The following is a 25,477-nucleotide window of genomic DNA, read 5'->3' as shown; positions in this document are numbered from 1 at the left end:
ACGCCATGCGCCAACCGGATATCGAGATCTACATCAAGGATGCCGACCAGGCCGCCGTCGGCGCCTGGCTGGAAAAAGCGCTCGGCCCCTGCACCGAATGGCGCGCCCAGGGCGAGACCTTCAAGTGCGCCGCCGGGGCCATCCCGGTGACCTGGCTGCCGAAGGCCGTGGGCAAGTGGCACAGCCTGTTCCTCGACAGCGACGCCACCCCGTGGGACGACGATGTCGCCTGCGCCCGCGCCGCCTGCGCCGCGCTGGACGTGGAGGTGCGCTGCGCGCCGGGCAGCTGGAGCGAGGATCAGGGCGAGGAGGACGCGGACCGCTGGCTGAAGGTGACTGCCGCGGGCGTCGAGGAGATTACCTGGCGCACGGGCTGAACCCGGCCTGCGCAAGGCTTTAAAACAAAGGCCCGTCCATTGGACGGGCCTTTGTTTTCGGGGGCTCAGACCTTGGCGACGTCTTCCGCCTGGAGGCCTTTCTGACCCTGGATCACCGAGAACTCCACTTTCTGGCCTTCGACCAGGGAGCGGTGACCATCGCCACGAATGGCACGGTAGTGAACGAAAACGTCCGGACCGCTATCGCGTTGAATGAATCCATAACCTTTGGCGTCATTGAACCACTTGACGGTTCCGACCTCACGATCAGCCATTACCACACTCTCCAACTTGCCTATTATTTTTGGATGGCCCCCGGGAATGAGGACTTCAACGGCTCGTCCGGCAGAGCGTTTTCCTCATCATCCGACCCGGGCGTGAGCCGCGTTGGAAGGTAATTCGAATAACGCCCGGAGGCGACCGCGATCCCGAGTATATAAATCAAAAGTTACAGCTGGAAAGCACTTTTTCATCAACTCCGTGACCCCATGACCGATCAGGCCAAAGTGCCATTTTTCGGGGCTTGGAGGGCCATTTTGGTGCCCGTTACCCTGCGTAACGAAAGTGTTTCGAACTTGGACTGGATCACAACTTTGCACGATAGTTCCGGGCGATTTCGCAACACCCGGCGGCTGTTTTCCGATCAGGGTTTGCGCTCCTGCAAATCGTCCAGACGCCGCGCCAGCGCACTGGCCTGCTCCTGCCCGATGCGATAGGCCCAGTCGCCGCGCGCCAGGATCTGCCCCTCGGCGAAGCCCTCCATCCGGTCCAGCAGCAGCCACGGCTGGCCGCCCTGGCGCTGCAGGCGCGCCGAAAGCTGCGCACCATCCAGCGTCTTCAACGTCAGCGACAACTGCGGCGGGTCCTTGAACTGCACCTGGTCCAGCGGCGCGGCCTCGTAGAACAGCAGGTCGCCGAAGGGCAGCGCCATGCCGTTGGCCGCCGTCTCGAAAGGCAGGCGCGCCCCCTTGGGCAGTTGGCGCACCCGCAGGTTGGGCTCGCCGGGGTTGTCGCGATAGACCGTCAGGGTCTCGCCCCGGGGGTAGCGCACCGAGACTTCGGCGATGTCCTCGAAGGCGATGCGGGTGACGCGCCGGTCCAGCCAGTCCAGCTCATCGGGCGGCAGGTCGAGGGGCTGGTCGATCAGCCAGACCTGGTTGTCCCCCGGCAGGCGCACCAGGCGGCCGCCCTGCTGCGCGCGCTTGCCCAGCAGCAGGTCGATGGGCGCGCCGGAGGCCCGCTCCAGGGTCAGGCGCACGGCGGCGCCCTCGCCCTGCTCCGCCAGCCCGAGCCGGGCGAAGTTGGCCGGGTCGCGGGTCTTGGGCTCGACCTTGCGCGCCTGCGCCAGCTCATGCAGCAGGTCGCCGATCAGCCGCCCCGCCGCCCGGTAGTTTTCCTTCGCCGGCATGACCCAGCCGCCATCCTTGCGCGCCACCTGGATCGCCGGCTGGCCGGGACGCGCGATGCGCACGCCGCTGACCTGCCGCGGGTCGAGCCCCGGCAGGTAGCGGGTGTCCTGCACCGGCAGCGGTTCGGGCTCGCGCTGCAGCCAGAAGAACAGGCCGCCGAGCACAGCGGCCAGCACCACCAGCAGCAACAGACTCCTGCGTTGCATGGATTCCTCCTCAGGCGCGCCGGCGGCGACGCCACAGCCACAGGGCGAGCACGCCGAGCGTCAGCAGCAGCGGCACCAGGGCGATGTTGATGACTTTCAGGCGCGTGCCGAGGGCGTCGATATCGACGTTGAGCTGGAACTGCACGTCGCGCAGCTCCTTGCGGATGCGCGTGCGCTCCTGGATGAACTGCTGCACGGCGTGCTGCTGCTCCGGCGTCAGTTCGGTGACCTTGCCCGGGTCCTGGTTCTGCAGCGCCGCGAGCTTCTGCTCGGTGCCGGCCAGGCGCTGCTTGAGCGCGTCCTCCTGCTCGCGCAGGCGCGATTCGGCCTGGCGCTGCAGTTCGTCGACCACCAGGAACGGCCGGCTGAAGCGGCCGCGCGAACGCACGCTGATCAGCGCATCGGAGCCGGACAGGTTGTCCAGGCTGTTGATCACGAAGTTGGCGTTGTCCGCCCAGGGCTGCGGCACCCGCTCGCCGAAGAAGTCCTGCACCTGCACCCACAGGCGGTCGGTGAGCAGGTCGGTGTCGGCCACGGCGATCACGTTGATGCTCTCCGCGCGCTTGAGCCCGTCCTTGCGGCCCTCGATGCCCTGCGGGAAGGCGCTCTGCGCCGGGCCCTGGATGCGCGCGGCGAGGGCGTAGCGCTCGCCGCTGGGGGTGAGCTCGCGCATCAGCTGGCCGGGCTCCAGCAGGGTGACGAAGCGCCGGGCCTCGAACGGCATGGCCTGGGTCGAGCTCTGCAGCAACGGGGTGAAGCGGGTCGTCGCCCCCGTCAGCGGCTTGAGGATGCCGGCCGTGGCCAGGGTGATGCGGCCCAACCCCGCGGTGGTGACATCGTTCGGGTCCAGCGCGCGCGCATCCAGGCTCAGCCAGGCCGGATGGTGCGCCGTGCGCTGTCCGTCGCCCATGCTGATGTTCATGGCGAAGGTCGCGTCGCCCAGCACCTGGTCCGGCAGCAGCTGCACGCCCCAGGCCTTGAACAGCGGTCCGAGGTCCGACGCCGGCTCCTCCGGCATCGCCGGCGGCGAGGCCTTGTCCGCCTCGCTGTAGGGGTCGACGAACACCAGCAGCTTGCCGCCGCCCAGGACGAACTGGTCGATGGCGTAGAGCGTCTGCTGCGGCAGCTGCCTGGGGTGCACCAGCATCAGCACGCTGACGTCGTCGGGAATGCGGTCGACGTCCGCCTTCAGGCTCTTCAGGTCGAACTGCTGGCGCACGTCCTCCAGCAGCATCCACGGCGAGCTGGGCTGCTGGGTCTGCGGGTCGAAGCCGCCGTTCATGTTCAGCGTCGAGATCAGCCCCACCACCGGCCGCCGGGGCTGCGCCAGCCCCTGGATCAGGCGGCTGATGTCATATTCGAGGAACTGTTCCTGGTCCGGCTGGAAGAACGGGATCACCTGCACATCGTCCAGCGCGTTGGTGCCGGCCAGGCCGAAGTACAGCGCATCGCCGCTGCCCGGCAGCGGCACGCCCTGCAGGCCGAACCCGGTGGCCTTGTCCTCCTCCTCGGAGAACGGCTGCGGGTCGATCAGGTGCAGGCGGATCTTGCCGTCGGCCTGGCGTTCGTAGGCCTTGAGCAGTTCCTCCACGCGCCGGGCGTAGTTGCGCAGCGGCACCAGGTCGCGGCTGCCCTTGTCGGAGTAGAAGAAGTACAGGTTCACCGGCTCCCGGAGCGAGCCGAGGATCTGCCTGGTCCCGTCGGAAATGGTGTAGAGCTTCTGCTGCGTCAGGTCCAGCCGCGCGCCGGTGATCAGCAGGCCGCAGACCAGGTTGAAGGCCAGGAACAGCAGCGCGATCACCACCAGTCCGGCCCCGGAAACCATCAGCTTTTTCATCCGGGCGTCCTCAGTCGGCTTTCTTCAGGTCGACCACCACGGCGGTGGCGGCCAGCCAGGCGGCGATCAGGCTGGCGAAGTACAGCAGGTCGCGCAGGTCGATCACGCCCTTGCTGATGGCGTCGAAGCGGGTGAGGAAGCTCAGCGAGGCCACCGCGTCCAGCAGCCACTGCGGCGCCCAGGCGCTGAAGGCGTCGAGCACCAGCGGGAAGCCGCTGGCGATGAACAGGAAGCACACCACCACCGCGAGGATGAAGGCGATCACCTGGTTCTTCGCCAGCGCCGACATGCACGAGCCGATCGCCAGGTAGGCCCCGGCCAGCAGCCAGCTGCCCAGGTAGCCGGCGAGGATCGCGCCGTTGTCCGGCTCGCCCAGGTAGTTGACGCTGAGCACCATCGGGAAGGTCAGCAGCAGCGCCAGCCCGGCGAAGCCCCAGGCGGCGAGGAACTTGCCGGTGACCGCCTCGGCGCGGCTGACCGGCAGGGTCATCAGCAGCTCGATGGTCCCCGACTTGCGCTCCTCCGCCCACAGGCGCATGGCGATGGCCGGGATCAGGAACAGGTAGAGCCAGGGGTGGAAATTGAAGAAGGCGTTCAGATCGGCCTGGTTGCGCTCGTAGAAATTGCCCAGGTAGAAGGTGAAGACGCCCGAGAGCACCAGGAAAATGACGATGAACACGTAGGCCAGCGGCGTGGCGAAGTAGCTCGCCAGCTCGCGCCGGAAGATCACCGGCACCTGCCTCATGCCGCTTCCCCCCGGGTCAGGCTGCGGAACACCTCGTCGAGGCGGCCACGCTCGACATCCAGCTCGCGGATGTGCCAGCCGCGCTCGGCGATCAGCGCGCTGACCTGCGGGAAGATCACCTGTCCCGGCTGCGCCAGCACGGTCAGGCTGCCTTCCACGGCGTTCTCCTCCAGCCCGGCGACGCCCGGCAGCGCCGCCAGCGCGGCACGGTCCAGCGCGCCCTCGGCGACCAGGGTCACCGCCTGGTGGTAGCGCGAGCGGCGCTCCAGTTCCAGCGGCGTGCCGTCGGCCAGCAGCCGGCCGTTGGCGATCACCACGGCGCGGCTGCAGACCGCCGTGACCTCTTCGAGGATGTGCGTGGAGATGACGATGATGCGCCCGGCGGCCAGGTTGCGGATCAGCTCGCGCACCTGGTGCTTCTGGTTCGGGTCGAGGCCGTCGGTGGGTTCGTCGAGGATCAGCACCCGCGGATCGTGGAGGATCGCCTGGGCCACGCCGACGCGGCGCTTGAAGCCCTTGGAGAGGGTTTCGATGGACTGCTCGCGGACGTTCTCCAGCTCCAGCTGCTCGACCACCCGGCCGACCCGCTCGCGCTTCTGCGCGCCGCGGAAGCCGCGGATCTCGGCGATGAAGTCGAGGAAGGCGCGGACCCGCATGTCGCCGTAGCAGGGCGCGCCTTCGGGCAGGTAGCCGATCTGCCGCTGGGCCTTGAGCGTCTGGCTGAGGATGTCGTGGCCGAGGATGCTCGCGGTGCCGGAGGTCGGCGCGAGGAAGCCGGTGAGCATCTTCATGGTGGTGGACTTGCCGGCGCCGTTGGGCCCGAGGAACCCCAGCACCTCCCCCTGCGCCACGCGGAACGACAAATCATCCACCGCCGTGTGCGGGCCGAAGCGTTTCGTCAGTCGGCTTATTTCGATCATGGACTCTCCCCCGTGCGCCCGTCCCGGTATGCGGCAACGCTGGAGGGAGACGGGTGGCAGCGGGACTATAGGAAGGCCCTGCCAGACAATGCAAGGCGGCGTGCCTTACCAAAGATTGCCAGGCACGCCGCCCTCATGCGGAGCTCTCGCGGGCGACCTCGGGGTGTCACGGGCTGACCTGGTAACCGCGTCCCTGCAGGCAGCTGCTGTAGGCATTGGCGCTGGCCGAGCTCTGCGCGGCCTGCTGGTCTCGGCGATCCTGGCGGCGGTCCTGGCGCTGGCGCGAGCCGCCCACCACCGCGCCGGCGGCGGCGACTTCACCGGCGCGGTTCTGCCGGTACTGCTGCTTGGCATCGTCGCTGGCCCGGTCGTAGATCTCCTCATGCTGCTGCCCGCGCACGCCGGCGGCCACCGCCCCAGCCGCGGCGCCCTTCGCCGCGCCACGCACCCGCCCGCCGACGTTCGGGTCGGAGGACGTGCTGGCGCTGCTCGCGGCATTGGCGGCGACCCCGTTGCAGTAGTCCATGTCCTGCTGCATCTGCTGGCTGCTCTGGCCGTTGAGCGGCACCACCGACTGCGCCCCGGCCGGCGCCGCGCAGACCAGCGCCAGCAAGCATCCCCAAGTGACTGTACGCATCGCACCACCTCCATCGGCTGTCATCCTGATCCATCAGGATAGCCCTGCCAGCGCGCCGCCACCCGGCATCGGCCGGGCGGCCGCGACTTTGCCGCCCGCCACCCGATCCGGCAAACTAACGTCCCTGAGCAATCGCTCGTTTTATTTTCGCCAGCCATAGGGCCTGTATGCCTCGTTACCCGTTCCGCCGCTTCGGTTTCGGTGCCCTGCGCCGCCTGCTGTACCTCTGGGTGCGCTCGGAAACCATCAACCAGTCGGCCTTCAGCCTGAAGATCGACCGCAGCAAACCGGTCCTCTACGTCCTGCAGCAGCCCTCGGTGAGCGACCTCGCGGTAGTCGACACCGAATGCCGCAAGGCCGGCCTGCCGCGCCCGGTGATGCCGGTCGCCGTCGGCGAGTCCGTCGAGCCCGCGGCCTACTTCTACCTGACCCCGGAACCCGACTGGCTCGGCCGCCAGGACAAGCGCGGCGCGCCGCCGGCGCTGGTGCGGGTGCTCGGCGCCATCGGCCAGAACGGCATCGACGATGCGCAGGTCATTCCGGTCAGCGTGTTCTGGGGGCAGTCGCCCGACAGCGAAAAGAGCGCCTGGAAGCTGCTGTTCGCCGACAACTGGGCGGTGACCGGGCGCCTGCGCAAGCTGGCGCGCATCCTGATCCTCGGCCGCAAGACCCGCGTGCAGTTCTCCGCACCCATCCAGCTGCGCGAGCTGGTGGAACAGGACAAGGGCCACGCGCGCACCCTGCGCATGGTGCAGCGCATCCTGCGGGTGCACTTCCGCAACCAGAAGACCGCGGTGATCGGCCCGGACCTCTCCCACCGCCGCACCCTGGTCAAGGGCCTGCTGCGCGCGCCGCTGGTGCGCCAGGCGATCCAGGAGGAATGCGAGGCGCAGAAGATCTCCCAGGAGAAGGCCGAGGCCGCCGCGCTGCGTTACGCCAACGAGATCGCCGCCGACGTCTCCTACCCGGTGATCCGCTTCCTCGAAGTGACCCTGACCTGGTTCTGGAACAAGCTCTACGAGGGCGTGAAGGTCAACCACATCGAGCGCGTGCAGGACGTCGCCCAGGGCCACGAGATCGTCTACGTGCCCTGCCACCGCAGCCACATCGACTACCTGCTGCTGTCCTACCTGCTGTTCCGCAACGGCCTGACCCCGCCGCACATCGCCGCCGGGATCAACCTCAACATGCCCGTCGTCGGCTCGATCCTGCGCCGCGGCGGCGCCTTCTTCATGCGCCGCAGCTTCAAGGGCAACCAGCTCTACACCGCGGTGTTCAACGAATACCTGCACACCCTGTTCAGCCGCGGCTTCCCCACCGAATACTTCGTCGAAGGCGGCCGCTCGCGCACCGGGCGCATGCTGCACCCGCGCACCGGGATGCTGGCGATCACCCTGCGCAGCTTCCTGCGCGACTCGCGCCGGCCGATCGTCTTCGTCCCGGTGTACATCGGCTACGAGCGCGTGCTCGAAGGCCGCACCTACCTGGGCGAGCTGCGCGGCGCGGCGAAGAAGAAGGAATCGATCTTCGACCTGTTCAAGGTCATCGGCGCGCTGAAGCAGCGCTTCGGCCAGGTCTGGGTGAACTTCGGCGAACCCATCCACCTCGACCGCTTCCTCGACCAGCAGCAGCCGGACTGGCGCCAGCAGAAGGCGAGCCCGGAATCCCCCCCGGCCTGGCTGTCGGCGACCACCAACCTGCTGGCCCGCGACGTCGCCCGCCACCTCAACGACGCCGCCGCGATCAACCCGGTCAACCTGGTCGCCCTGGCGCTGCTTTCCAGCAGCCGCCTGGCCCTGGACGAAACCGCCCTGGCGCGGCTGATCGACCTCTACCTCGACCTGCTGCGCAAGGTGCCCTACTCGCCCAGCGCGACCCTGCCCGAAGGCGACGGCCAGCGGCAGATCGACTACGTGAAGAGCCTGGACCTGCTCAGCGAACAGAAGGACGCCCTCGGCCGCATCTGCTACCTCGACGAGCAGAACGCGGTGCTGATGACCTACTACCGCAACAACGTGCTGCACATCTTCGCCCTGCCGGCGCTGATCGCCAGCTTCTTCCAGAACAACTCGCGGATCAGCCGCGAGCAGCTGCTGCGCTTCACCCGCGCGCTGTACCCGTACCTGCGCGCCGAGCTGTTCATCCGCTGGAGCCTCGACGAACTGGACGCGGTGGTCGACCAGTGGCTCGACGCCCTGGTGGCGCGCGACCTGCTCAAGCGCGAGAACGACACCTACGTGCGGCCGGCGCCCAGCTCGCGGCAGTACGTGCTGCTGACCCTGCTGGCGCGCTCCATCGCCCAGACCCTGCAGCGCTTCTACATGTCCGTCTCCCTGCTGCTCAACGCCGGGCAGAAGCAGCTCACCGCCGAGGAGCTGGAAAACCTCTGCACCGTCATGGCCCAGCGCCTGTCGATCCTGCAGGGCCTGAACGCCCCGGAGTTCTTCGACAAGAGCCTGTTCCGCCACTTCATCCAGACGCTGCTGGAGGAGCGCGTGCTGCGCAAGGACGAGGACGGCCGGCTGAGCTACCACGAGCTGTTCGGCGAGCTGGCCGAAGGCGCGGCCAAGCGGGTGCTGCCGGCGGAAATCCGCCTGTCGATCCGCCAGGTGGCGCTGGAGCGGCCCAGCCAGGAAGCGCCCGCCCCCGACGAGCAGCCGCCCGCCCCGCAGGCCTAGCGCGCCCGTCGGCGCACGGCGTCGACAGCTTGACGCCTCCGACCGCGATCGATAGTTTTTTGACGTAACTTCACATCGATCGCGGTCAGGGACGTTCCCGTGTTCAACAGGATTCTGCTCGTCTGCGTCGGCAACATCTGCCGCAGCCCCACCGCCGCCCACCTGCTTCGCGAATCCCTGCCAGGCAGCGGCATCGCCGTGGCCTCGGCGGGGCTCAGCGCGCTGGTCGGGCATCCCATCGACAGCACCGCGCTGGCCATCCTCGGCGGCCACGGCCACCGCCCGCCGCCCCACCGTGCCCGCCAGCTGAACCGCGAACTGATCCACGAAGCCAACCTGGTGCTGGTGATGGAACAGGGCCAGATCCAGGACGTCATCCGCCTGGCGCCCGAAGCGCGCGGCAAGACCTTCCTGCTCGGCAAATGGCTGCACAACCTGGAGATTCCCGACCCCTATCGCCAGGGCCCGGAGGCCTTCGAGCACAGCTACGGGCTGATCGAGCAGGCGGTTTCCAGCTGGGCCGGGCGGCTGCGCCCGCGCCGGCGGCAGGCGTCCGGGTAGCCGGGCACATCAGTTCCCACGGACCTTGTTCGGTCGTCTGGTCCGCCCCCGGCGCATGAAACTTCCGGAGTCCACGACGCCCCATGAACAGCCAGCCCCTCGATGCCCCCGCGGCCTTCCCCGCCCGGCCGCTGCGCATCCTGCATGTCGCCGAGACCATCCAGGGCGGCGTCGCCAGCTACCTGGAGACGCTGGACAAGACCTCGCCCCACGCCAACCGCTTCCTGATCCCCGCAAGCCAGGCCCACTGCAGCGCAATCGACCCCGGCAAGCTGCTGCTGTTCAGGGGCGAGCGGCGGCTCGCCCGCATCCTCCACCTGTTCAAGGCGCTGCATGGCGCCCTGCGGCGCGAGCGCTACGACCTGATCCACCTGCACAGCTCGCTGGCCGGCTACCTCTTCGTCCTGCGCCGGCTGGCGCTGCTGAAATGCCCGCCGGCGGTGTACTGCGCCCACGGCTGGTCGTTCCTGCGCGAGACCTCGCGCGTGGAGCACCTGGCGTGCCGCGCCCTGGACTTCCTCACCGGCGTGCTGGCCGCCGGCATCATCCATATCTCCCGCACCGAACAGGCGCGCGCGGCGTTCATCCCCAACGCCAACCAGGCCGTGCTCTACAACCCGATCGACCCGCACTACATCGCGCAGCCGCCCGCGACCGCCCCGCGACCGGCCAACACCGTGCTGTTCGTCGGCCGCCTGGACTACCAGAAAGGTTTCGATGTGCTCTACCGCGCCTTCCTCGACCCGGCGCTGCGGGATTGCCAGCTGCTGGTCGCCGGCTCCCCGGTGCTGGCCGGCACGGCCTACGGGGAGACCGCCAACGTCCGCTTCCTCGGCTGGCAGGACAAGGAAAGCCTGCATCGGCTCTACGGGCAGGCCGCGCTGACCGTCATGCCGTCGCGCTGGGAGGGCTTCGGCCTGGTGGCCATCGAGTCGCTCGCCCGGGGCACCCCGGTGCTGGTCAACCGCACCGGCTCGCTGCCGGAGATCGTCGCCCCGGTCGGCCGGGTGGCGGACCTCTCCAGCGCCGACCGGCTGGTCGAGCAGCTCAGGGCCGCCCTGGACGAGCCATCGGGCCACACGCCCGCCGCCCTCCACGCCTTCGTCCGCGAGCGTTACGCGCCGGAGCGCTTCGCCAGCGAGCTGTCGGCCTTCTACGCCAGGACCCTGGGCCTCGACGCCGGCCTGCGGGACCTGCCCGCGCAGCCGTAGCGGCCGTCCGCAACTATTCCCCGGCGGGCCTGTCCTACGTCGCCTGACGCGCGCCACGGCGCCGATTCGCCGCAGCGACGGGTTTTCCCCGGCGCGGTCCGTCCGTTAATCTCCCCACCTCGTTCTCCACCTCGACGGCCACACCGGCCGCCGGGCACCCTCCAAGGAAGTCCCGATGTTGCGAATTCCCGCTCTGCTGGCCGCGGCCCTGCTGTCCGCCAACGCCTTCGCCCTGTCCCTCTCCGACCTCAGCCAGAGCGACGCCTCCGGCGGCCTGAAGGATGCGCTGACCCAGGGCGCGCAGGTCGCCGTGAAACAGCTCAGCCAGCCCGGCGGCTTCAGCAACGACCCGGCGGTGCGCATCGAGCTGCCCGGCAAGCTGGGCAAGGCCGCCAGGACCATGAAGCAGTTCGGCATGGGCGCCCAGGTCGACCAGCTCGAAGCGAGCATGAACAAGGCCGCCGAGGCCGCCATGCCCCAGGCCCAGGCGCTGCTGGTGGACGCGGTGAAGAAGATGACCGTGACCGACGCCAAGGGCATCCTCCAGGGCGGCGACGATGCCGCCACCCAGTACCTCGACCGCAGCAGCCGCGAGCAGCTGCGCGCCAAGTTCCTGCCGATCATCAAGCAGGCCACCGACCAGGTCGGCGTGGCCAAGCAGTACAACGCCTTCGCCAGCCAGGCCGCGGCCTTCGGCGTGGTCGACGCGAAAAGCGCCAACATCGAGAGCTACGTGACCGAGGAGGCGCTGGACGGCCTGTTCAAGATCATCGCCGGGCAGGAGAAGAGCATCCGCCAGAACCCCACCGCCGCCGCTACCGGGCTGGCGAAGAAGGTGTTCGGGGTGCTCTGAAGAAGCAGCTGCAAGCAAGCAGCGTATCCGCCGGTCGGGCTTTCCGCTCTTGCTTGCAGCTTGTGGCTGATCGCTTTCAGCTGCCTTTCTTCACCCTGAACCACGCCGCGTAGAGCGCCGGCAGGAACAGCAGGGTCAGCGCCGTGGCGACGATCAGGCCGCCCATGATCGCCACCGCCATCGGCCCGAAGAACACGCTGCGCGACAGCGGGATCATCGCCAGCACCGCCGCCAGCGCGGTCAGCACGATGGGGCGGAAGCGCCGCACCGTGGCCTCGATGATCGCGTGCCAGGTGTCCAGGCCGTGGGCGCGGTCCTGTTCGATCTGGTCCACCAGGATCACCGAGTTGCGCATGATCATCCCGGCCAGGGCGATGGTGCCGAGCATCGCCACGAAGCCGAAGGGCTTCTGGAAGATCAGCAGGAACAGGGTCACGCCGATCAGCCCCAGCGGCGCGGTGAGGAACACCATGATCATCCGCGAGAAGCTGCGCAGCTGGAGCATCAGCAGGCTGAGCACCACCACGATGAACAGCGGGATGCCGGCGTTCACCGAGTTCTGCCCCTTGGCCGAATCCTCCACCGTGCCGCCGACCTCCAGCAGGTAGCCGTCGGGCAGCTCGGCGCGGATCGGCTCCAGCGTCGGCGAAATCTGCTTCACCAGGGTGGCCGGCAGCGAGCCGTCGTAGATGTCGGCGCGCACGGTCACGGTGGGCAGGCGGTTGCGCCGCCAGATGATGCCTTCCTCGAAGCCGTATTCCAGGGTCGCCACCTGCGACAGCGCCACGCTGTGGCCGCTGCTGGTCTGCATCGACAGGCTGGGCAGCTGCGACAGGTCGTGGCGGCCGCGCTCGTCGCCGCGCAGGAGGATTTCGATCAGCTCGTTGTCCTCGCGGTAGAAGCTCACCGTGGAGCCGGTCAGCGAGCTCTGCAGGAACTGCGAGATGTCCGCCGTGCTCACGCCGAGGGCGCGGGCGCGTTCCTGGTCGATGTCGAGGAAGATCGCCTTGCTCGGCTCCTCCCAGTCCAGGTGCACGTTCACCACATGGGAGTTCTCGCGCATCTTCTCGGCGACCTTGCGCGCCAGCGCGCGGACTTCCGCGATGTGCTCGCCGGAGACGCGGAACTGCACCGGGTAGCCCACCGGCGGGCCGTTCTCCAGGCGGCTGATGCGGGTGCGCAGCGTGGGGAAGTCCTCGTTCATGTGCTGGATCAGCCACTGGCGGACTTCCTCGCGGGCCTCCAGGTTCTTCGCCAGCACCACGAACTGGGCGAAGCTCGCCGCCGGCAGTTGCTGGTCCAGCGGCAGGTAGAAGCGCGGCGAGCCGGTGCCGACGTAGGCCACGTAGTTGTCGATGCCCGGATGCTCAGCGAGCATCTTCTCCAGGCGCTTGACCTGTTCGGCGGTGGCGGCGAGCGAGTCGCCCTCGGCCAGCTTCAGGTCCACCAGCAGCTCCAGCCGCGCCGACGGCGGGAAGAACTGCTGCGGCACCAGGCGGAACAGCATGATCGAGCCGATGAAGGCCGCCACGGTCAGCAGGATCACCGTCTTGCGGTAGCGCACGCACCATTCCACCAGGCGCCGGAAGCGCTGGTAGAACGCCGTCGAATACGGGTCGTGGCCCTTGTCGCTGCCGCCGTGCCTTTCCGCGTGGCGCTTGGCCAGGTCGGGCAGCAGCTTCTCGCCCAGGTAGGGCACGAAGACCACGGCGGCGATCCACGACACCAGCAGCGCGATGGTCACCACCTGGAACAGCGAGCGGGTGTACTCGCCAGTGCCCGACTGCGCGGTGGCGATCGGCAGGAAGCCGGCGGCGGTCACCAGGGTGCCGGTGAGCATCGGGAAGGCCGTGCTGGTCCAGGCGAAGCTGGCCGCCTTCAGGCGGTCGTAGCCCTGCTCCATCTTCACCGCCATCATCTCCACGGCGATGATCGCGTCGTCCACCAGCAGGCCCAGCGCCAGCACCAGCGCGCCGAGGGAAATCTTGTGCAGGCCGATGCCGAAGTAGTACATGCAGGCGAAGGTCATCGCCAGCACCAGCGGGATCGACAGCGCCACCACCAGGCCGGTGCGCAGGCCGAGGGAGAAGAAGCTCACCAGCAGCACGATCACCAGCGCCTCGGCGAGCACGCGGACGAACTCGCCCACGCCTTCGCGCACCGCCGCCGGCTGGTCGGAGACCTTGCGCAGCTCCATGCCGGCCGGCAGCGTCTGCTGCAGGCGCTGGAACTCGGAGTCCAGCGCCTTGCCCAGGATCAGGATGTCGCCGCCCTCCTTCATCGCCACGGCGATGCCGATGGCGTCCTCGCCCATGAAGCGCATGCGCGGCGCGGGCGGGTCGTTGAAGCCGCGGTGCACCTCGGCCACGTCGCCGATGCGGAAGGTGCGGTCGCCGACGCGGATCGGGAAGGCGCGGATGTCCTCCACCGAGTCGAAGCGACCGGACACGCGCAGTTGCACGCGGTCGGTGGAAGTCTCGAAGAAGCCGGTGGCGGTCACCGCGTTCTGCTCCTCCAGCGCCTTCTGCACCGCCGCCAGCGGCAGGCCGAGGGTGGCGAGCTTGGTGTTGGACAGGTCGATCCAGATCTTCTCGTCCTGCAGGCCGATCAGCTCGACCTTGCCGACGTCCTTGATCCGTTGCAGTTGCAGCTGCAGGCGGTCGGCGTAGTCCTTGAGCACGGCGTAGTCGAAGCCCTTGCCGGACAGCGCGTAGATATTGCCGAAGGTGGTGCCGAACTCGTCGTTGAAGAACGGCCCCTGGATGCCCTGCGGCAGGGTGTAGCGGATGTCGCTGACCTTCTTGCGGATCTGGTACCAGAGCTCGGGAATGTCGCGGGAGCGGAAGTCCTCGCGGGCGACGAAGGTCACCTGGGACTCGCCGGGGCGGGAGAAGGAGACGATGCGGTCGAAGTCGCCGGTCTCCATCAGCTTCTTCTCGATGCGCTCGGTCACCTGCCGCGAGACTTCCTCGGCGGTCGCCCCCGGCCAGTTGGTCTTCACCACCATGGCCTTGAAGGTGAAGGGCGGGTCCTCGCTCTGCCCCAGCCTGGTGTACGACAGCGTGCCGACGATGGCCAGCAGCAGCATGAGGAACAGGACGATCTGGCGATTGTGCAGCGCCCAGGCGGAAAGGTTGAACTGCATCGGGCGCTACTCCTTCGCCACCAGCTTGATCGAACGGTTCTCCCGGTCAACCGGCCGTACCTCCTGCCCTTCACGCAATACCTGCACGCCCGCGGCCACCACCCAGTCGTCGCTGCTCAGCCCTTCGAGCACCGGCACGCGGTCCTCGGCATAGGGGCCGATGCGCACCGGGCGGCGATGCAGGGTGGAACTCTTCGGATCGACCACCCAGACGAACGGCTGGCCGCCCTCGGCGGTCAGCGCGGCCAGCGGCACCGCCAGCGGCACCGAGCCTTCGGCATGGATGTAGACCCGCGCGCTCTGGCCCAGCTCGGCGGGCACCCTGGCGTCATCGAAGGCGACCCGTGCGGCGAAGGTGCGCGACTGCGGATCGGCCGCCGGCGACAGCTCACGGATCGTGCCGCCGAAGCGCTTGTCGCGCTGCGACCAGAGCTCGACGCTCACCGCCTCGCCGATGCGGAAGCGGTCGATGGCATGTTCGGGGAAGCTGATCAGCACTTCGCGGTCGCCGTCGGCGGCGAGGGTGAAGACCGTCTGTCCGGCGGCCACCACCTGCCCCACTTCCACCCGGCGGGTGGCGATCACGCCGTCCTGGGGCGCGCGCAGCACCGCGTAGTCCGCCTGGTTGCGGGCCACGTCGTACTCGGCGCGGATCTGCTTGAGCCGCGCCTCGCCGGCGCGGTAGGTGTTCTCGATGTTGTCGAACTGCGACTGGCTGACCAGCTGGCGTTCGAGCAGCGTCCGGTAGCGGCTGTACTCGGAACGCACGGTCTGCAGGTTGGCCTCGGCGGCCGCCACCTGGGCGCGGGTGGCTTCCAGTTGCAGGCGCACGTCCTCGGGGTCGAGCTCCGCCAGCGGCTGGTCCTTCTTCACCCGCTCGCCGGTTTCCACCAAGCGCTTGCTGACCTTGCCGGCGATGCGGAAGGCCAGCTCCGGCTCATGCCGGGCATGCACCTCGCCGGGATAGGCTTCGGTGACGTCCCGCGCCGGCAGCGGCTGCACCACCATCGCCGGGCGCGCCGCCGGCCTGGGCGGCTCGCCGTTGCCACAGGCAGTCAGGGACAGGGAAAGGACAGCGGGAAGCGCGACAGACAGAGCATGGCGGAACATGATGTGTGACCTTTCGCAAAGCGCGATTGAATTCTTATACTCTGCGGTATAGTAAAAATACAGAACCCATCAGTCCAGTATTTGAAATGTAAAAACATGTCACCATCGATTCCCACCAATGGCCCGGGTCGCCCCAAGGACCCCGCCAAACGCAAGGCCATCCTCGAAGCCGCCAAGCAGCTGTTCATCCGCTTCGGCTACGACGGCAGCAGCATGGAAGCCATCGCCGCCGAGGCCGGCGTCTCCAAGCTCACCGTCTACAGCCACTTCACCGACAAGGAGACGCTGTTCGTCGAGGCGGTGCAGGCCAAGTGCGCCGAGGGCATGCCCGAACTCTTCGCCGAGCCGCCGGCCGACGCGCCGCTGGAAAGCCTGCTGCTGACCCTGGCGCGCGGTTTCAACCAGTTGATCAACAGCCCCGAGGCCATCGCCCTGAGCCGGCTGATGATTGCCCAGGGCGCGGGAAACCCGCACCTGTCGCAGCTTTTCTTCGAGGCCGGCCCGCAGCGCGTGCTGGACCAGATGGAGCGCCTGCTGGAGCAGGCCCGTCAGCAGGGCAAGCTGGAGATGGACAGCCCGCGCCGGGCCGCCGAGCACTTCCTGATGCTGGTGCAGGGCTGCGTGCACTTCCGCCTGCTGATCGGCAGCGAAACGCCGCCCAGCGCGGAAGAGGCCGAGGCGCATGTGCAGGAAGTCGTGGCGCTGTTCCTCAAGGCGTTCCGGCCCTGACAAGGCGCTTTTTGTAGGAGCGAGCTTGCTCGCGAACAGATTTCCCGGCCGCTCCGACGCTGGGCGGGTTCGCGAGCAAGCTCGCTCCTACGGGAAATTCCGCGCCAGAACGACTGTAGGAGCGGACCTTGTCCGCGATTCGCGCCCGCCGGGCGCGCCTCAGCCCTTCAGGCTCTTCAGCGGATAGATGTCGTAACGGCTGGACTTGCCGTCCAGGCTGTAGCCCGGTTTCGGCCCCTCGATGATCGGTGCCTTGCGCGGGCGCTTGACCACCACGCGGTGGCTGGCCAGTTTCAGCGCCGCCGCCAGCAGCGCCGGGGCGTCGAGGTCGTCGCCCACCAGCGGGCGGAACAGGCGCATTTCCTTCTTCACCAGCGCGCTCTTGTCGCGGTGCGGGAACATCGGGTCGAGGTAGATCACCTGCGGCGCCTCGCCTTCCCAGGCCGCCATGCGCGCGATGGCGTTGCCCTGCAGCAGGCGCATGCGCGCGACGATGGCGCCCACGTCGAAATCACCCGCCGCGCGGGCCAGGCCGTCTTCCAGCAGGGCCGCGATGATCGGCTGGCGCTCGATCAGGTGCATCTCGCAACCCAGGGTCGCCAGCACGAAGGCATCGCGGCCCAGGCCGGCGGTGGCGTCCAGCACATGGGGGCGCACGCCGGGCTGGATGCCCACGGCCTTGGCGATCATCTGCCCGGCGCCGCCGCCGAATTGGCGGCGATGGGCCGTGGCGCCTTCGAGGAAGTCCACCCGCACCGGGCCGGGCGAGTCCGGCCCCAGCTGCAGCAGTTGCAGGCCCGGCTCGCCCAGTTGCAGGGCGAAGTCCGCGCCGTCCCCCTCGCCCAGCGGCAGACCCAGGCGCTGCGCCCACTGCTCGGCGGCAGCCTGCCAGGCGGGTTCCAGCGCCTGGACGACGATGCGCGGCGGGGTGAGGGTCTCGGTCATGGCGGGGCGATCCTGGAAAAAACCGCGATTCTAGCGCAGCGCATCAGCCTGCGGGCCCGACGCCGCCCCTCGCGCCAGCACGTCAGCCACGGAACAGCCGGTTGATCCGCTCGAAGGGAATCGCTTCGCCCATCGGCCGCAGGTCGCCGCTGCCCGCCAGCGCCTCGGCGGCCTGGAAGAAGGCACCGTAGGCCACCCGCGCCAGGGCGGAACCGACGCTCACGCGCTTCACCCCGAGCTCGGCCAGCTCGGCGAGGTTGAGCTCCAGCGCGGGCGAGCCGACCAGCACATTCACCGGACGCGGCGCCACCGCGCTGACCACCGCGGCGACCTCCGCGCGGGTCTTCAGGCCCGGCGCATAGAGCACATCGGCGCCGGCCTCGGCGAAGGCCACCAGGCGGCGGATGGTGTCGTCCAGGTCGTTGCGGCCATGCAGCAGGTTCTCCGCCCGCGCCGCCAGGGTGAAGGGGAACGGCAGCGCGCGGGCGGCCTGCACGGCGGCGGCGACCCGCTCCACCGCCAGTTCCAGCGGGTAGATCGGCGCATCCGGGCGGCCGCTGGCGTCCTCGATGGAGCCGCCGACCAGCCCGCAGGCGGCGGCGAGGCGGATGGTCTCGGCGCAGTCCTCCGGCTCGTCGCCGTAGCCGTTTTCCAGGTCGGCGGCCACCGGCAGCGGCGTCGCCTCGATGATCGCCCGGGCGTTGGCCAGCGCTTCCTCGCGGCTCACCGCGCCTTCGGCATCGGGCCGGCCGAGGGAGAACGCCAGGCCCGCGCTGGTGCTGGCGAGCGCTTCGAAGCCCAGCTGGGCGAGCATCTTCGCCGAGCCGGCATCCCAGGGGTTGGGCAGGACGAACAGGCCGTCGCGCTGGTGCAGCGCGCGGAACGCTTCGCCGCGTTGTTGCTGGGTGGTCATGGCGGTCTCCTTGCCGATCGGGGGGAAGGAGCAGGTTAGTCCCGCCGCCGCTGGCGTGCCATGCACAGTTGGCGGCTCAGAGCAGGCCGAGCTGTTCCACTTCCGGTTTCGGTTCGGCCAGCGCCGGCAGGCCCGTCAGGCGTTGGCGCAGCAGGGCATGGAAGCGCTGCGCCTGCTCGGCGGCGCGGTGGTTGTCCGGGGTGTGCAGGAAGACGTGGGGCGTCAGGCCCTGCTCGATCCATTCGGCGACCTTGGCGACCCAGGGCGTGAGATAGGCGGCGTTGGCGTCCAGGTCGGGGCCGCCGATGAAGCGCAGCTGCGGGCTGTCGCTGAAGGCCGCCGGGCGCACCGGCACCCTCGGCTTCTTCGACTGCGCATGCAGCACGGCGGGATCGTCGGAGCGGCAGGCGAACAGCGCGCGGGCGTCCAGGCAGATGCGCTCGACGCCGCGATCGAGCAGCAGCCGGTTCAGCGCCCGCTCCTCCTCGCCCCTGGCGAAGAACGCCGGATGCCGCACTTCCACCGCCAGCCGGCGTTCGGCGAAGGCGTCTAGCCAGGCCGCCAGTTCGCCGAGACGATCCGGGCCGAAGCTCGCCGACACCTGCAGCCACAGCGGCGCGACCCGCGCGCCCAGCGGCGCCAGCAGGTCGAGGAAGTCGCGGGTGTTTTCCAGCTGTCCGCGCAGGTCGCCTTCGTGGCTGATGTCGCGGGGCAGCTTGGCGCAGAAGCGGAAGTCCGCCGGCATGGTCTGCGCCCAGCGCTTCAGGGTTTCGGCCGTGGGGCGGGCGTAGAAGGTGGTGTTGCCTTCCACCGCGTTGAACACCCGGGAATAGAAGCCGAGGGTCTCGGCGGCGCGCAGATCCGCGGGATAGAAGGTGCCGCGCCAGGCCGGCTCGTTCCACGAGGGACAACCCAGGTAATACGGCAGCCTCATGAGGTCAGGCGTAGAGGTCGAGACCGACGATTTCCTGGCTCTCGTACTGGCCGGTCATGCTCGAGGTGCTGGCGTAGCTGGCGAGCGCCTGGGCGGCGCGGGAACTCAGCGGGCGCTGGTATTGCAGCGTGTCGCGCAGAGTGGCCGGCACGCCGTAGCTGCTGGCGCTGCCGGCTTCGGTGCGGCGCGTCTGCGGCTGCTGCCCGAGGCCCTGGGTGGCCGAGGGCGGCGCGGGTTGTTCGCGGCGGGTCTCGATCTCGCGCTGCACGTCCCGATAGGGCGTGACCGCGGTGCCCGTGCGGGCAGTGCGCTCGGGCGCCTGGGAGGTGGAGGTGAGACCGTCGATACGCATGGCGAACACTCGGTGGGATTGCATTCACTCTAGCGAGCGGGTGCGATCCGGGTCAATCGGCAGGGATCAGGCGCCCTTGGGGGTCGCCACGTTGTCGCGCAGGTAGACCGGCTGGGCCTGCTCCGCGTCGACGGTTTCGCCGCGCGCCCAGGCGAATTCGGCCAGGGTCAGCAGGTCCTCGGCATGCGGCAGCAGGCTGGCGTCATGGGCGGCGACCTTCACCGCCAGGCGCGCCTCGAAGCCCCAGCCGGTGCCGGAGCCGAACCATTCGCCGGCGGCGTCGCCCGGCAGCGCCACGCGCTCCGGCGGCAGCACCGCCTCGGCGCCGGCCAGGCGCATCTCGCCCTGTTCCAGGCGGTAGCAGCCCCAGTAGACCTCGTCCATGCGCGCGTCGATGGCCGAGGCCACCTGCTTCGCGCCGTGCTCGCGGTGGGCGCGCTGGGCGAGGATCGCCAGGTCCGAGATCGGCAGCACCGGTTTGCCCAGGGCGAAGGCCAGGCCCTGGACCACGCCGATGGCGATGCGCACGCCGGTGAAGGCGCCGGGGCCGCGGCCGAAGGCGATGGCGTCCACGGCGGACAGCGCGATGCCGGCTTCGCCGAGGATGTCCTGCACCATCGGCAGCAGGCGCTGGGCGTGCAGGCGTGGGATCACCTCGTGGCGGCTGTAGCGGCGGCCGTCGTGCAGCAGCGCGACGGAGCAGGCTTCGGTCGAGGTATCCAGGGCCAGCAGCGTGGGCATGGTGCTTTCCTTAAATAAAAAGCAGGGCGATGAAAAAGGGCGGGCATTATAAACGCCAAAGGCCCGCATTGTGCGGGCCTTTGGCATTGCGCGGGGCAATCAGCTCAGAGCGGCGAGCACCTTGGCGGTGATCTGCTCCACCGAGCCGACGCCTTCGACGCCGGTGTACTTCGGGGTGCCTTCGACGGCGGCCAGCTTCTGGTAGAAATCGACCAGCGGCTTGGTCTGCGAATGGTAGACCGACAGGCGGTGACGCACGGTCTCTTCCTTGTCGTCCTCGCGCTGGATCAGGTCTTCACCGGTGACGTCGTCCTTGCCTTCCACCTTCGGCGGGTTGTGCTGGACGTGGTAGACGCGACCCGACGCCGGGTGTACGCGGCGACCGGCCATGCGGCTGACGATTTCCTCGTCGTCCACGGCGATCTCGATCACGTTGTCGATGGTGACACCGGCTTCCTTCATGGCCTCGGCCTGGGGAATGGTGCGCGGGAAACCGTCGAACAGGAAACCATTGGCGCAGTCGGGCTGAGCGATACGCTCTTTCACCAGGTTGATGATCAGGTCATCGGAAACCAGGCCGCCGGCGTCCATCACGCTCTTGGCCTTCAGGCCCAGTTCGGTGCCGGCCTTGACCGCCGCACGCAGCATGTCGCCGGTGGAGATCTGCGGAATGCCGAACTTCTCAGTGATGAAGCGAGCCTGGGTACCTTTGCCGGCACCGGGCGCCCCGAGCAGAATCACACGCATCGATATGCTCCTTTAATACTTGTTAAGCGAAATCACGGATCCGCCTCGTGGGGCCAATCTCATCATGCCTGGAATGGCGCAGACCTGCGCCGAAAGGGTGCCCAAGATACACAGCGCCCCCCCACCGCACAAGCCGCCCCCGGCGACCTCACAAGCCCATCGGGGACGTTCGGATCGCCCCCGATCGGCCTTCAAGCTACCTCCATTTCACGCCCGCGCAATCCACCATTGGTGGGGGGTGGCGGGGCCTCAGCCGGTGTTGCGCAGGCCGGCGGCGATGCCCGCCACCGTGACCAGCATGGCCTGCTCCAGACCGCCGCAGGCATCGCCGGTGCAGCGCCGGGAGCGGGCCAGGAGCTCGGCCTGGAGCAGGTGCAGCGGGTCCAGGTAGGTGTTGCGCACGCCGATCGATTCGCGGGTTTCGGCGGCCTGGCCGAGCAGCTGTGACTGACCGGTCAATCCCAGCACCACGCGCACCGACTGCGACAATAGGTCGCGTAAATGCGCACCTAATGGTCGCAGTTCCGATTGCACCAGTCGCTCGTCATAGAGTTGGGCGATTTCCCGGTCGGCCTTGGCCAGCACCATCTCCAGCATGTCGATGCGGGTGGTGAAGAACGGCCACTCCTTGCGCATGCGCCCCAGCAGCGCGCCCTCGCCGCGTTCGATGGCGTTGAGCAGCGCGTTTTCCCAGCCCAGCCAGGCCGGCAGCATCAGGCGCGTCTGGGTCCAGGCGAAGATCCAGGGGATCGCCCGCAGGCTTTCCACCCCGCCCTCGCGGCGCTTGGCCGGGCGGCTGCCCAGCGGCAGGCGGCCGAGTTCCTGTTCCGGGGTGGCCTCGCGGAAGTATTCGACGAACTGCGAGTTGTCCCGCACCACCGCGCGATAGGCCGCCAGGCCGTCGGCGGCGAGCCGGTCCATCTCCTCGCGCCAGGCCGGCTCCGGTGCCGGCGGCGGCTGCAGCGTAGCTTCCAGCACGGCGGCCAGGTAGAGGTTGAGGTTCTGCTCGGCGATGCCCGGCAGGCCGAACTTGAAGCGGATCATCTCGCCCTGTTCGGTGGTGCGGAAGCGCCCGGCCACCGAGCCCGGCGGCTGCGAGAGGATCGCCGCGTGGGCCGGGCCACCGCCACGGCCGACGGTGCCGCCGCGGCCATGGAACAGCAGCGGCTCGACGCCGTGGCCGCGGCAGATTTCCACCAGCGCCTCCTGCGCGCGGTACTGCGCCCAGGCGGCGGCCAGGGTGCCGGCGTCCTTGGCCGAGTCGGAGTAGCCGATCATCACTTCCTGCGGCCCGGCCAGGCCGGCGCGGTAGCTGTCCAGGCTGAGCAGGCGGTCTATGCAGGGGCCGGCGTTGTCCAGGTCGTCCAGCGTCTCGAACAGCGGCACCACGCGCATCGGTCGTTGCAGCCCGCACTCCTTGAGCAGCAGTTGCACGGCGAGCACGTCGGACGGCTGCCCGGCCATGGAGATGACGTAGGAGCCCAGCGAGGCCGCCGGCGCCTCGGCCACCACGCGGCAGGTGGCCAGGACTTCGGCGGTCTCCGCCGAGGCGGCGTAGTTCGCCGGCAGCAGCGGGCGGCGGCTGGCCAGCTCTTCGAGGAGGAACTCCTGGCGCACGCTTTCGTCCCACTCGGCGTAGTCGCCCAGGCCGAGGTAGCCGGTGATTTCGCTCAGCGCGCTGGCGTGGCGGGTGGCGTCCTGGCGCACGTCCAGGCGCACCAGGAACAGGCCGAAGGTGGCGGCGCGGCGCAGGGTGTCGAGCAGCGCGCCGTCGGCGATCACGCCCATGCCGCAGTCCTGCAGCGAGCGGTAGCAGAGCTGCAGCGGGGCGAGCAGCTCCCGGTTGTCCTGCAGCACCTCCGCGCACGGCGCCTCGCCGCTGTGGATGGCGCGCTCGGCCCAGGCGCGGGTGGCGCGCAGGCGTTCGCGCAGCTGCTTGAGCAGCGCGCGATAGGGCTCGGCGAGGTCGCCCACCGCGGCGCGCAGCTCGTCGCTGGCCTGCTGCATGGACAGGTCCGAGGCCAGGCTGTCGATGTCGCGCAGGTACAGGTCGGCGGCCATCCAGCGCGCCAGCAGCAGGACTTCGCGGGTGATCGCGGCGGTGACGTTGGGGTTGCCGTCGCGGTCGCCGCCCATCCAGGAGGCGAAGCGGATCGGTGCGGCGGACAGCGGCAGGCGCTCGCCCAGCGTCTGCCGCAGGGTGGCGTCGACGTGCCGGAGGAAGGCCGGCAGCGCCTGCCACAGCGAGTGTTCGATGACCGCGAAGCCCCATTTGGCCTCGTCCACCGGCGTTGGCCGGGTGCGGCGGATTTCCTCGGTGTGCCAGGCCTCGGCGACCAGCCGCTGCAGGCGTTCGCGCACCGCTTCGCGCTCTTCCGGCAGCAGGTCGGCGTGGTCGCCGGCGGCCAGTTGAGCGGACATGGCGTCGTATTTCTGGATCAGGGTGCGGCGCGCCACTTCGGTGGGGTGCGCGGTCAGCACCAGTTCGATCTCCAGCTCCGCCACCTGCCGCGCCAGGCCTTCGGCGCCGAGGCCGGACTTGCGCAGGCGGCCGAGCAGCTCGCCGAGCACGCGGTTCTCGAAGGGCTCCGGCTCCCTCGGCGTGCGCCGGCGGATGCGGTGGTACTGCTCGGCGATGTTGGCCAGGTTGAGAAACTGGTTGAAGGCCCGCGCCACCGGCAGCAGTTCGTCCTCGCCGAGGGCGTCGAGGGTCGCCGTCAGCTGCCGGGCGCCTTCCGCCGAGCCGCGCCGGGCGGCCTTGGCGCCGGTGCGGATGAGTTCGATCTTGTCGAGAAAGCCCTGGCCGTGCTGGGCGCGGATGGTCTGGCCGAGCAACTCGCCCAGCAGGTGAACGTCCTCGCGCAGGCGCGCATCGATATCCGGCATGGCTGTCTCCTGGGTGGAAAGACCTGGATCGAGAGTCCCGGGGCGGGAATCCCCGGCCGGGCGTTCTACACAGTGGCGCTGGCGACACCCACTGACAAGCGTGCGACGAACGCCAGCCTTCCAGCTCGGACAGCGTCTAGGCTCAAAGTGATCCCGAGGCCATCGGGAAAACCTGTCGGCGAGCCCACGAGGCCCGCCCCGCACGCCCGCCACGAGCGGGCCACCGAGGTGAACATGAAGATCCGCGATCTGGTACGCCATTGGGAACAGAACGCCAGGGGGCGGCTGACCCGCCACCACTACAGCATCCCGCTGGACGTGGAAACCGCCGCGCGGCTGGCGGCGCTGCACGACATGTATCCCAAGCGCAGCGTCGAGGAAATCCTCGGGGAACTGGTCGGATCGGCGCTGGAGGAGCTGGAGGCGAGCTTCCCCTACGTGAAGGGGCAGAAGGTGGTGGCGCAGGATGAACAGGGCGATCCGATCTACGAGGACATCGGCCCGACGCCGCGCTTTCTGCAGCTGTCGCGCAAGTATCTGCAGGAACTGACGGAGGCGGAGCAGCCGGATCATTCCTGAGGGGGTGGAACCTGTAGGAGCGAGCCTGCTCGCGAACCCGCCTGACGCCGGCCCTGCCGGCGGATCGCGGACAAGGTCCGCTCCTACGGTTCGGACCGGCCGCTTTCGTAGGAGCGGAGCTTCTCCGCGATGCTTTTGATCGGGCGTTTCTGCGCCGCTTCGGCGTGTGCTGGGGCTTCTTGTTTCGCCCTCCCGGGCGAGTTCCTTTTGGGGCCCCAAAAGGAACCAAAAGGGCCCGTCCCGGCATCCGGGTCTTCGCTTCGCTCAGACTGCCCTCGCTCCGGTATTGCTCCGAGGGTCGGCTTGCAAGGGCCATCCATGGCCCTTCAAGCCTCTCGCGGCATCCATGCCGCTCGCCCCTCTGCGCAATACCTCCACTCGGCCTCCTGACGGGACTCTGCGCGCGCCGGAAACTTTGGCTGCTCCCTTGTAGGAACGAGCCGTCAGTGCCGGCCGTGGACGCCGGGGACGTGCAGATGCCCCGCCTCCGCGCAGGCCTCCGGAGTCACCGACGGCTCCGCCGGCTGCTCCAGCTCGCGCAGGATGCCGCAGTCCTCGCTGCTGCCCTCGCCGCGGCAGCGGGCGCGCAGTTCGCGCAGTTGCTGGCTGAGCGACTGCAGCTCGGCGATGCGCACCTCGACGTGGTGCAGGTGTTCGTCGATCAGCCGGTTGGCGGTGCCGCAGTCGGATTCGGGGCGGTCGCGCAGGCCCAGCAGGATGCGGATTTCCTCCTGGGTCATGTCCAGCGAGCGGCAATGGCGGATGAACGACAGGCGCTCGACATGGAGGGCGTCGTACTGCCGGTAGTTGCCCTCGCTGCGCGACGGCTCCGGCAGCAGGCCCTCGCGTTCGTAGTAGCGGATGGTCTCCACCGGGCAGCCGGTCAGCTTCGCCAGTTCACCGATCTTCATCTGCGGCCTCCTGAAAGACAGGCTTGACTCTATAGTTACTACAGGGTGTGC

23 protein-coding genes are annotated in these 25,477 nt (G+C 69.0%); 7 read left to right on the top strand and 16 right to left on the bottom strand.

The annotated features are described in order from the left end of the window. Positions 1-5 precede the first annotated feature (5 nt). Positions 6-377 (top strand): hypothetical protein, encoded by a 372-nt coding sequence (locus tag AC3B6A_RS06745; RefSeq protein ID WP_488401521.1) that lies wholly within the window; start codon positions 6-8, stop codon positions 375-377. Between the two features lie 65 nt (positions 378-442). Here the strand turns inward: AC3B6A_RS06745 and AC3B6A_RS06740 are convergent, their stop codons facing one another. The 6 genes from AC3B6A_RS06740 to AC3B6A_RS06715 form a co-directional block, all read right to left on the bottom strand. Beyond that, on the bottom strand, positions 443-652 hold the full coding sequence (locus AC3B6A_RS06740; RefSeq protein WP_015476243.1) for a cold-shock protein: 210 nt from the start codon (positions 650-652) through the stop codon (positions 443-445). A 368-nt stretch (positions 653-1,020) separates the two neighbouring features. Next, positions 1,021-1,992 carry a DUF4340 domain-containing protein gene (locus AC3B6A_RS06735; protein ID WP_488401520.1) on the bottom strand — a complete coding sequence of 324 codons (972 nt, stop codon included), beginning with the start codon at positions 1,990-1,992 and terminating at the stop codon, positions 1,021-1,023. A 10-nt stretch (positions 1,993-2,002) separates the two neighbouring features. Further along, positions 2,003-3,829, bottom strand: a complete 1,827-nt coding sequence (locus tag AC3B6A_RS06730) for a GldG family protein (protein ID WP_488401519.1) — start codon at positions 3,827-3,829, stop codon at positions 2,003-2,005. Between the two features lie 10 nt (positions 3,830-3,839). Continuing rightward, positions 3,840-4,574 (bottom strand): ABC transporter permease subunit, encoded by a 735-nt coding sequence (locus AC3B6A_RS06725; protein ID WP_488401518.1) that lies wholly within the window; start codon positions 4,572-4,574, stop codon positions 3,840-3,842. Then, positions 4,571-5,494, bottom strand: a complete 924-nt coding sequence (locus tag AC3B6A_RS06720) for an ABC transporter ATP-binding protein (protein ID WP_488401517.1) — start codon at positions 5,492-5,494, stop codon at positions 4,571-4,573. The genes AC3B6A_RS06725 and AC3B6A_RS06720 overlap by 4 nt, the downstream gene beginning before the upstream one ends. A gap of 166 nt (positions 5,495-5,660) precedes the next feature. Further along, the gene (locus AC3B6A_RS06715; RefSeq protein ID WP_488401516.1) at positions 5,661-6,131 is read right to left on the bottom strand and encodes a hypothetical protein; all 471 of its coding nucleotides are present in this window, start codon (positions 6,129-6,131) and stop codon (positions 5,661-5,663) included. Positions 6,132-6,298: 167 nt separating this feature from the next. Here AC3B6A_RS06715 and plsB point away from each other — a divergent pair, with 167 nt between their 5' ends. The 4 genes from plsB to AC3B6A_RS06695 all read left to right on the top strand — a co-directional run bounded on the left by plsB (position 6,299) and on the right by AC3B6A_RS06695 (position 11,434). After that, a complete protein-coding gene (gene plsB / locus AC3B6A_RS06710; protein WP_488401515.1) occupies positions 6,299-8,809 on the top strand; it encodes a glycerol-3-phosphate 1-O-acyltransferase PlsB in 2,511 nt (836 codons plus the stop codon). Between the two features lie 99 nt (positions 8,810-8,908). Beyond that, entirely contained in the window at positions 8,909-9,370 is a 462-nt protein-coding gene (locus tag AC3B6A_RS06705) for a low molecular weight protein-tyrosine-phosphatase (RefSeq protein ID WP_488401514.1), read from the top strand. An 83-nt stretch (positions 9,371-9,453) separates the two neighbouring features. Then, positions 9,454-10,581, top strand: coding sequence for a glycosyltransferase family 4 protein (locus AC3B6A_RS06700; RefSeq protein ID WP_488401513.1), 1,128 nt, complete (start codon positions 9,454-9,456; stop codon positions 10,579-10,581). Positions 10,582-10,756: 175 nt separating this feature from the next. Then, a complete protein-coding gene (locus AC3B6A_RS06695; RefSeq protein ID WP_488401512.1) occupies positions 10,757-11,434 on the top strand; it encodes a DUF4197 domain-containing protein in 678 nt (225 codons plus the stop codon). A gap of 76 nt (positions 11,435-11,510) precedes the next feature. Here AC3B6A_RS06695 and AC3B6A_RS06690 read toward each other — a convergent pair whose 3' ends face one another. Beyond that, positions 11,511-14,579: an efflux RND transporter permease subunit gene (locus AC3B6A_RS06690; RefSeq protein WP_488401511.1), complete on the bottom strand. Its 3,069-nt coding sequence runs from the start codon at positions 14,577-14,579 to the stop codon at positions 11,511-11,513. Between the two features lie 6 nt (positions 14,580-14,585). Next, on the bottom strand, positions 14,586-15,689 hold the full coding sequence (locus AC3B6A_RS06685; RefSeq protein ID WP_488401510.1) for an efflux RND transporter periplasmic adaptor subunit: 1,104 nt from the start codon (positions 15,687-15,689) through the stop codon (positions 14,586-14,588). A gap of 96 nt (positions 15,690-15,785) precedes the next feature. Between AC3B6A_RS06685 and AC3B6A_RS06680 the strand changes: the two genes are divergently transcribed. Then, positions 15,786-16,418, top strand: coding sequence for a TetR/AcrR family transcriptional regulator (locus AC3B6A_RS06680; protein ID WP_488401509.1), 633 nt, complete (start codon positions 15,786-15,788; stop codon positions 16,416-16,418). A gap of 159 nt (positions 16,419-16,577) precedes the next feature. Here AC3B6A_RS06680 and AC3B6A_RS06675 read toward each other — a convergent pair whose 3' ends face one another. The 7 genes from AC3B6A_RS06675 to ppc all read right to left on the bottom strand — a co-directional run bounded on the left by AC3B6A_RS06675 (position 16,578) and on the right by ppc (position 23,936). After that, positions 16,578-17,363 carry a class I SAM-dependent methyltransferase gene (locus AC3B6A_RS06675; protein WP_488401508.1) on the bottom strand — a complete coding sequence of 262 codons (786 nt, stop codon included), beginning with the start codon at positions 17,361-17,363 and terminating at the stop codon, positions 16,578-16,580. An 82-nt stretch (positions 17,364-17,445) separates the two neighbouring features. Continuing rightward, positions 17,446-18,276, bottom strand: coding sequence for an isocitrate lyase/PEP mutase family protein (locus tag AC3B6A_RS06670; RefSeq protein ID WP_488401507.1), 831 nt, complete (start codon positions 18,274-18,276; stop codon positions 17,446-17,448). Between the two features lie 76 nt (positions 18,277-18,352). Beyond that, positions 18,353-19,210 (bottom strand): DUF72 domain-containing protein, encoded by an 858-nt coding sequence (locus AC3B6A_RS06665; RefSeq protein ID WP_488401506.1) that lies wholly within the window; start codon positions 19,208-19,210, stop codon positions 18,353-18,355. A 4-nt stretch (positions 19,211-19,214) separates the two neighbouring features. Next, entirely contained in the window at positions 19,215-19,562 is a 348-nt protein-coding gene (locus AC3B6A_RS06660) for a hypothetical protein (RefSeq protein ID WP_488401505.1), read from the bottom strand. 66 nt (positions 19,563-19,628) lie between these two features. Beyond that, positions 19,629-20,303 carry a tRNA (adenosine(37)-N6)-threonylcarbamoyltransferase complex dimerization subunit type 1 TsaB gene (tsaB, locus tag AC3B6A_RS06655; protein ID WP_488401504.1) on the bottom strand — a complete coding sequence of 225 codons (675 nt, stop codon included), beginning with the start codon at positions 20,301-20,303 and terminating at the stop codon, positions 19,629-19,631. Positions 20,304-20,402: 99 nt separating this feature from the next. Beyond that, the gene (adk, locus tag AC3B6A_RS06650) at positions 20,403-21,050 is read right to left on the bottom strand and encodes an adenylate kinase (protein ID WP_488401503.1); all 648 of its coding nucleotides are present in this window, start codon (positions 21,048-21,050) and stop codon (positions 20,403-20,405) included. A gap of 249 nt (positions 21,051-21,299) precedes the next feature. Beyond that, positions 21,300-23,936 (bottom strand): phosphoenolpyruvate carboxylase, encoded by a 2,637-nt coding sequence (gene ppc, locus AC3B6A_RS06645; protein WP_488401502.1) that lies wholly within the window; start codon positions 23,934-23,936, stop codon positions 21,300-21,302. A 234-nt stretch (positions 23,937-24,170) separates the two neighbouring features. Here ppc and AC3B6A_RS06640 point away from each other — a divergent pair, with 234 nt between their 5' ends. Next, positions 24,171-24,515: a pilin assembly protein gene (locus AC3B6A_RS06640; protein ID WP_488401501.1), complete on the top strand. Its 345-nt coding sequence runs from the start codon at positions 24,171-24,173 to the stop codon at positions 24,513-24,515. Positions 24,516-24,958: 443 nt separating this feature from the next. On the opposite strand, the gene cadR is transcribed toward AC3B6A_RS06640, so the two are convergent. Next, positions 24,959-25,426: a Cd(II)/Pb(II)-responsive transcriptional regulator gene (gene cadR / locus AC3B6A_RS06635; protein ID WP_488401500.1), complete on the bottom strand. Its 468-nt coding sequence runs from the start codon at positions 25,424-25,426 to the stop codon at positions 24,959-24,961. Positions 25,427-25,477: the final 51 nt, after the last annotated feature.

Source organism: Pseudomonas sp. B12(2026), assembly GCF_057767015.1.
Note: the sequence above shows the minus strand (reverse complement) of the source record. Positions and strands in the feature narration are given on the sequence as shown.

Bases quoted from the DNA above. Each gene is read 5' to 3' on its own strand.
- AC3B6A_RS06745 (WP_488401521.1), top strand. From the start codon at position 6: ATGCGCCAACCGGATATCGAGATCTACATCAAGGATGCCGACCAGGCC.
- AC3B6A_RS06740 (WP_015476243.1), bottom strand. From the start codon at position 652: ATGGCTGATCGTGAGGTCGGAACCGTCAAGTGGTTCAATGACGCCAAA.
- AC3B6A_RS06735 (WP_488401520.1), bottom strand. From the start codon at position 1,992: ATGCAACGCAGGAGTCTGTTGCTGCTGGTGGTGCTGGCCGCTGTGCTC.
- AC3B6A_RS06730 (WP_488401519.1), bottom strand. From the start codon at position 3,829: ATGAAAAAGCTGATGGTTTCCGGGGCCGGACTGGTGGTGATCGCGCTG.
- AC3B6A_RS06725 (WP_488401518.1), bottom strand. From the start codon at position 4,574: ATGAGGCAGGTGCCGGTGATCTTCCGGCGCGAGCTGGCGAGCTACTTC.
- AC3B6A_RS06720 (WP_488401517.1), bottom strand. From the start codon at position 5,494: ATGATCGAAATAAGCCGACTGACGAAACGCTTCGGCCCGCACACGGCG.
- AC3B6A_RS06715 (WP_488401516.1), bottom strand. From the start codon at position 6,131: ATGCGTACAGTCACTTGGGGATGCTTGCTGGCGCTGGTCTGCGCGGCG.
- plsB (WP_488401515.1), top strand. From the start codon at position 6,299: ATGCCTCGTTACCCGTTCCGCCGCTTCGGTTTCGGTGCCCTGCGCCGC.
- AC3B6A_RS06700 (WP_488401513.1), top strand. From the start codon at position 9,454: ATGAACAGCCAGCCCCTCGATGCCCCCGCGGCCTTCCCCGCCCGGCCG.
- AC3B6A_RS06695 (WP_488401512.1), top strand. From the start codon at position 10,757: ATGTTGCGAATTCCCGCTCTGCTGGCCGCGGCCCTGCTGTCCGCCAAC.
- AC3B6A_RS06690 (WP_488401511.1), bottom strand. From the start codon at position 14,579: ATGCAGTTCAACCTTTCCGCCTGGGCGCTGCACAATCGCCAGATCGTC.
- AC3B6A_RS06685 (WP_488401510.1), bottom strand. From the start codon at position 15,689: ATGTTCCGCCATGCTCTGTCTGTCGCGCTTCCCGCTGTCCTTTCCCTG.
- AC3B6A_RS06680 (WP_488401509.1), top strand. From the start codon at position 15,786: ATGTCACCATCGATTCCCACCAATGGCCCGGGTCGCCCCAAGGACCCC.
- AC3B6A_RS06675 (WP_488401508.1), bottom strand. From the start codon at position 17,363: ATGACCGAGACCCTCACCCCGCCGCGCATCGTCGTCCAGGCGCTGGAA.
- AC3B6A_RS06670 (WP_488401507.1), bottom strand. From the start codon at position 18,276: ATGACCACCCAGCAACAACGCGGCGAAGCGTTCCGCGCGCTGCACCAG.
- AC3B6A_RS06665 (WP_488401506.1), bottom strand. From the start codon at position 19,210: ATGAGGCTGCCGTATTACCTGGGTTGTCCCTCGTGGAACGAGCCGGCC.
- AC3B6A_RS06660 (WP_488401505.1), bottom strand. From the start codon at position 19,562: ATGCGTATCGACGGTCTCACCTCCACCTCCCAGGCGCCCGAGCGCACT.
- tsaB (WP_488401504.1), bottom strand. From the start codon at position 20,303: ATGCCCACGCTGCTGGCCCTGGATACCTCGACCGAAGCCTGCTCCGTC.
- adk (WP_488401503.1), bottom strand. From the start codon at position 21,050: ATGCGTGTGATTCTGCTCGGGGCGCCCGGTGCCGGCAAAGGTACCCAG.
- ppc (WP_488401502.1), bottom strand. From the start codon at position 23,936: ATGCCGGATATCGATGCGCGCCTGCGCGAGGACGTTCACCTGCTGGGC.
- AC3B6A_RS06640 (WP_488401501.1), top strand. From the start codon at position 24,171: ATGAAGATCCGCGATCTGGTACGCCATTGGGAACAGAACGCCAGGGGG.
- cadR (WP_488401500.1), bottom strand. From the start codon at position 25,426: ATGAAGATCGGTGAACTGGCGAAGCTGACCGGCTGCCCGGTGGAGACC.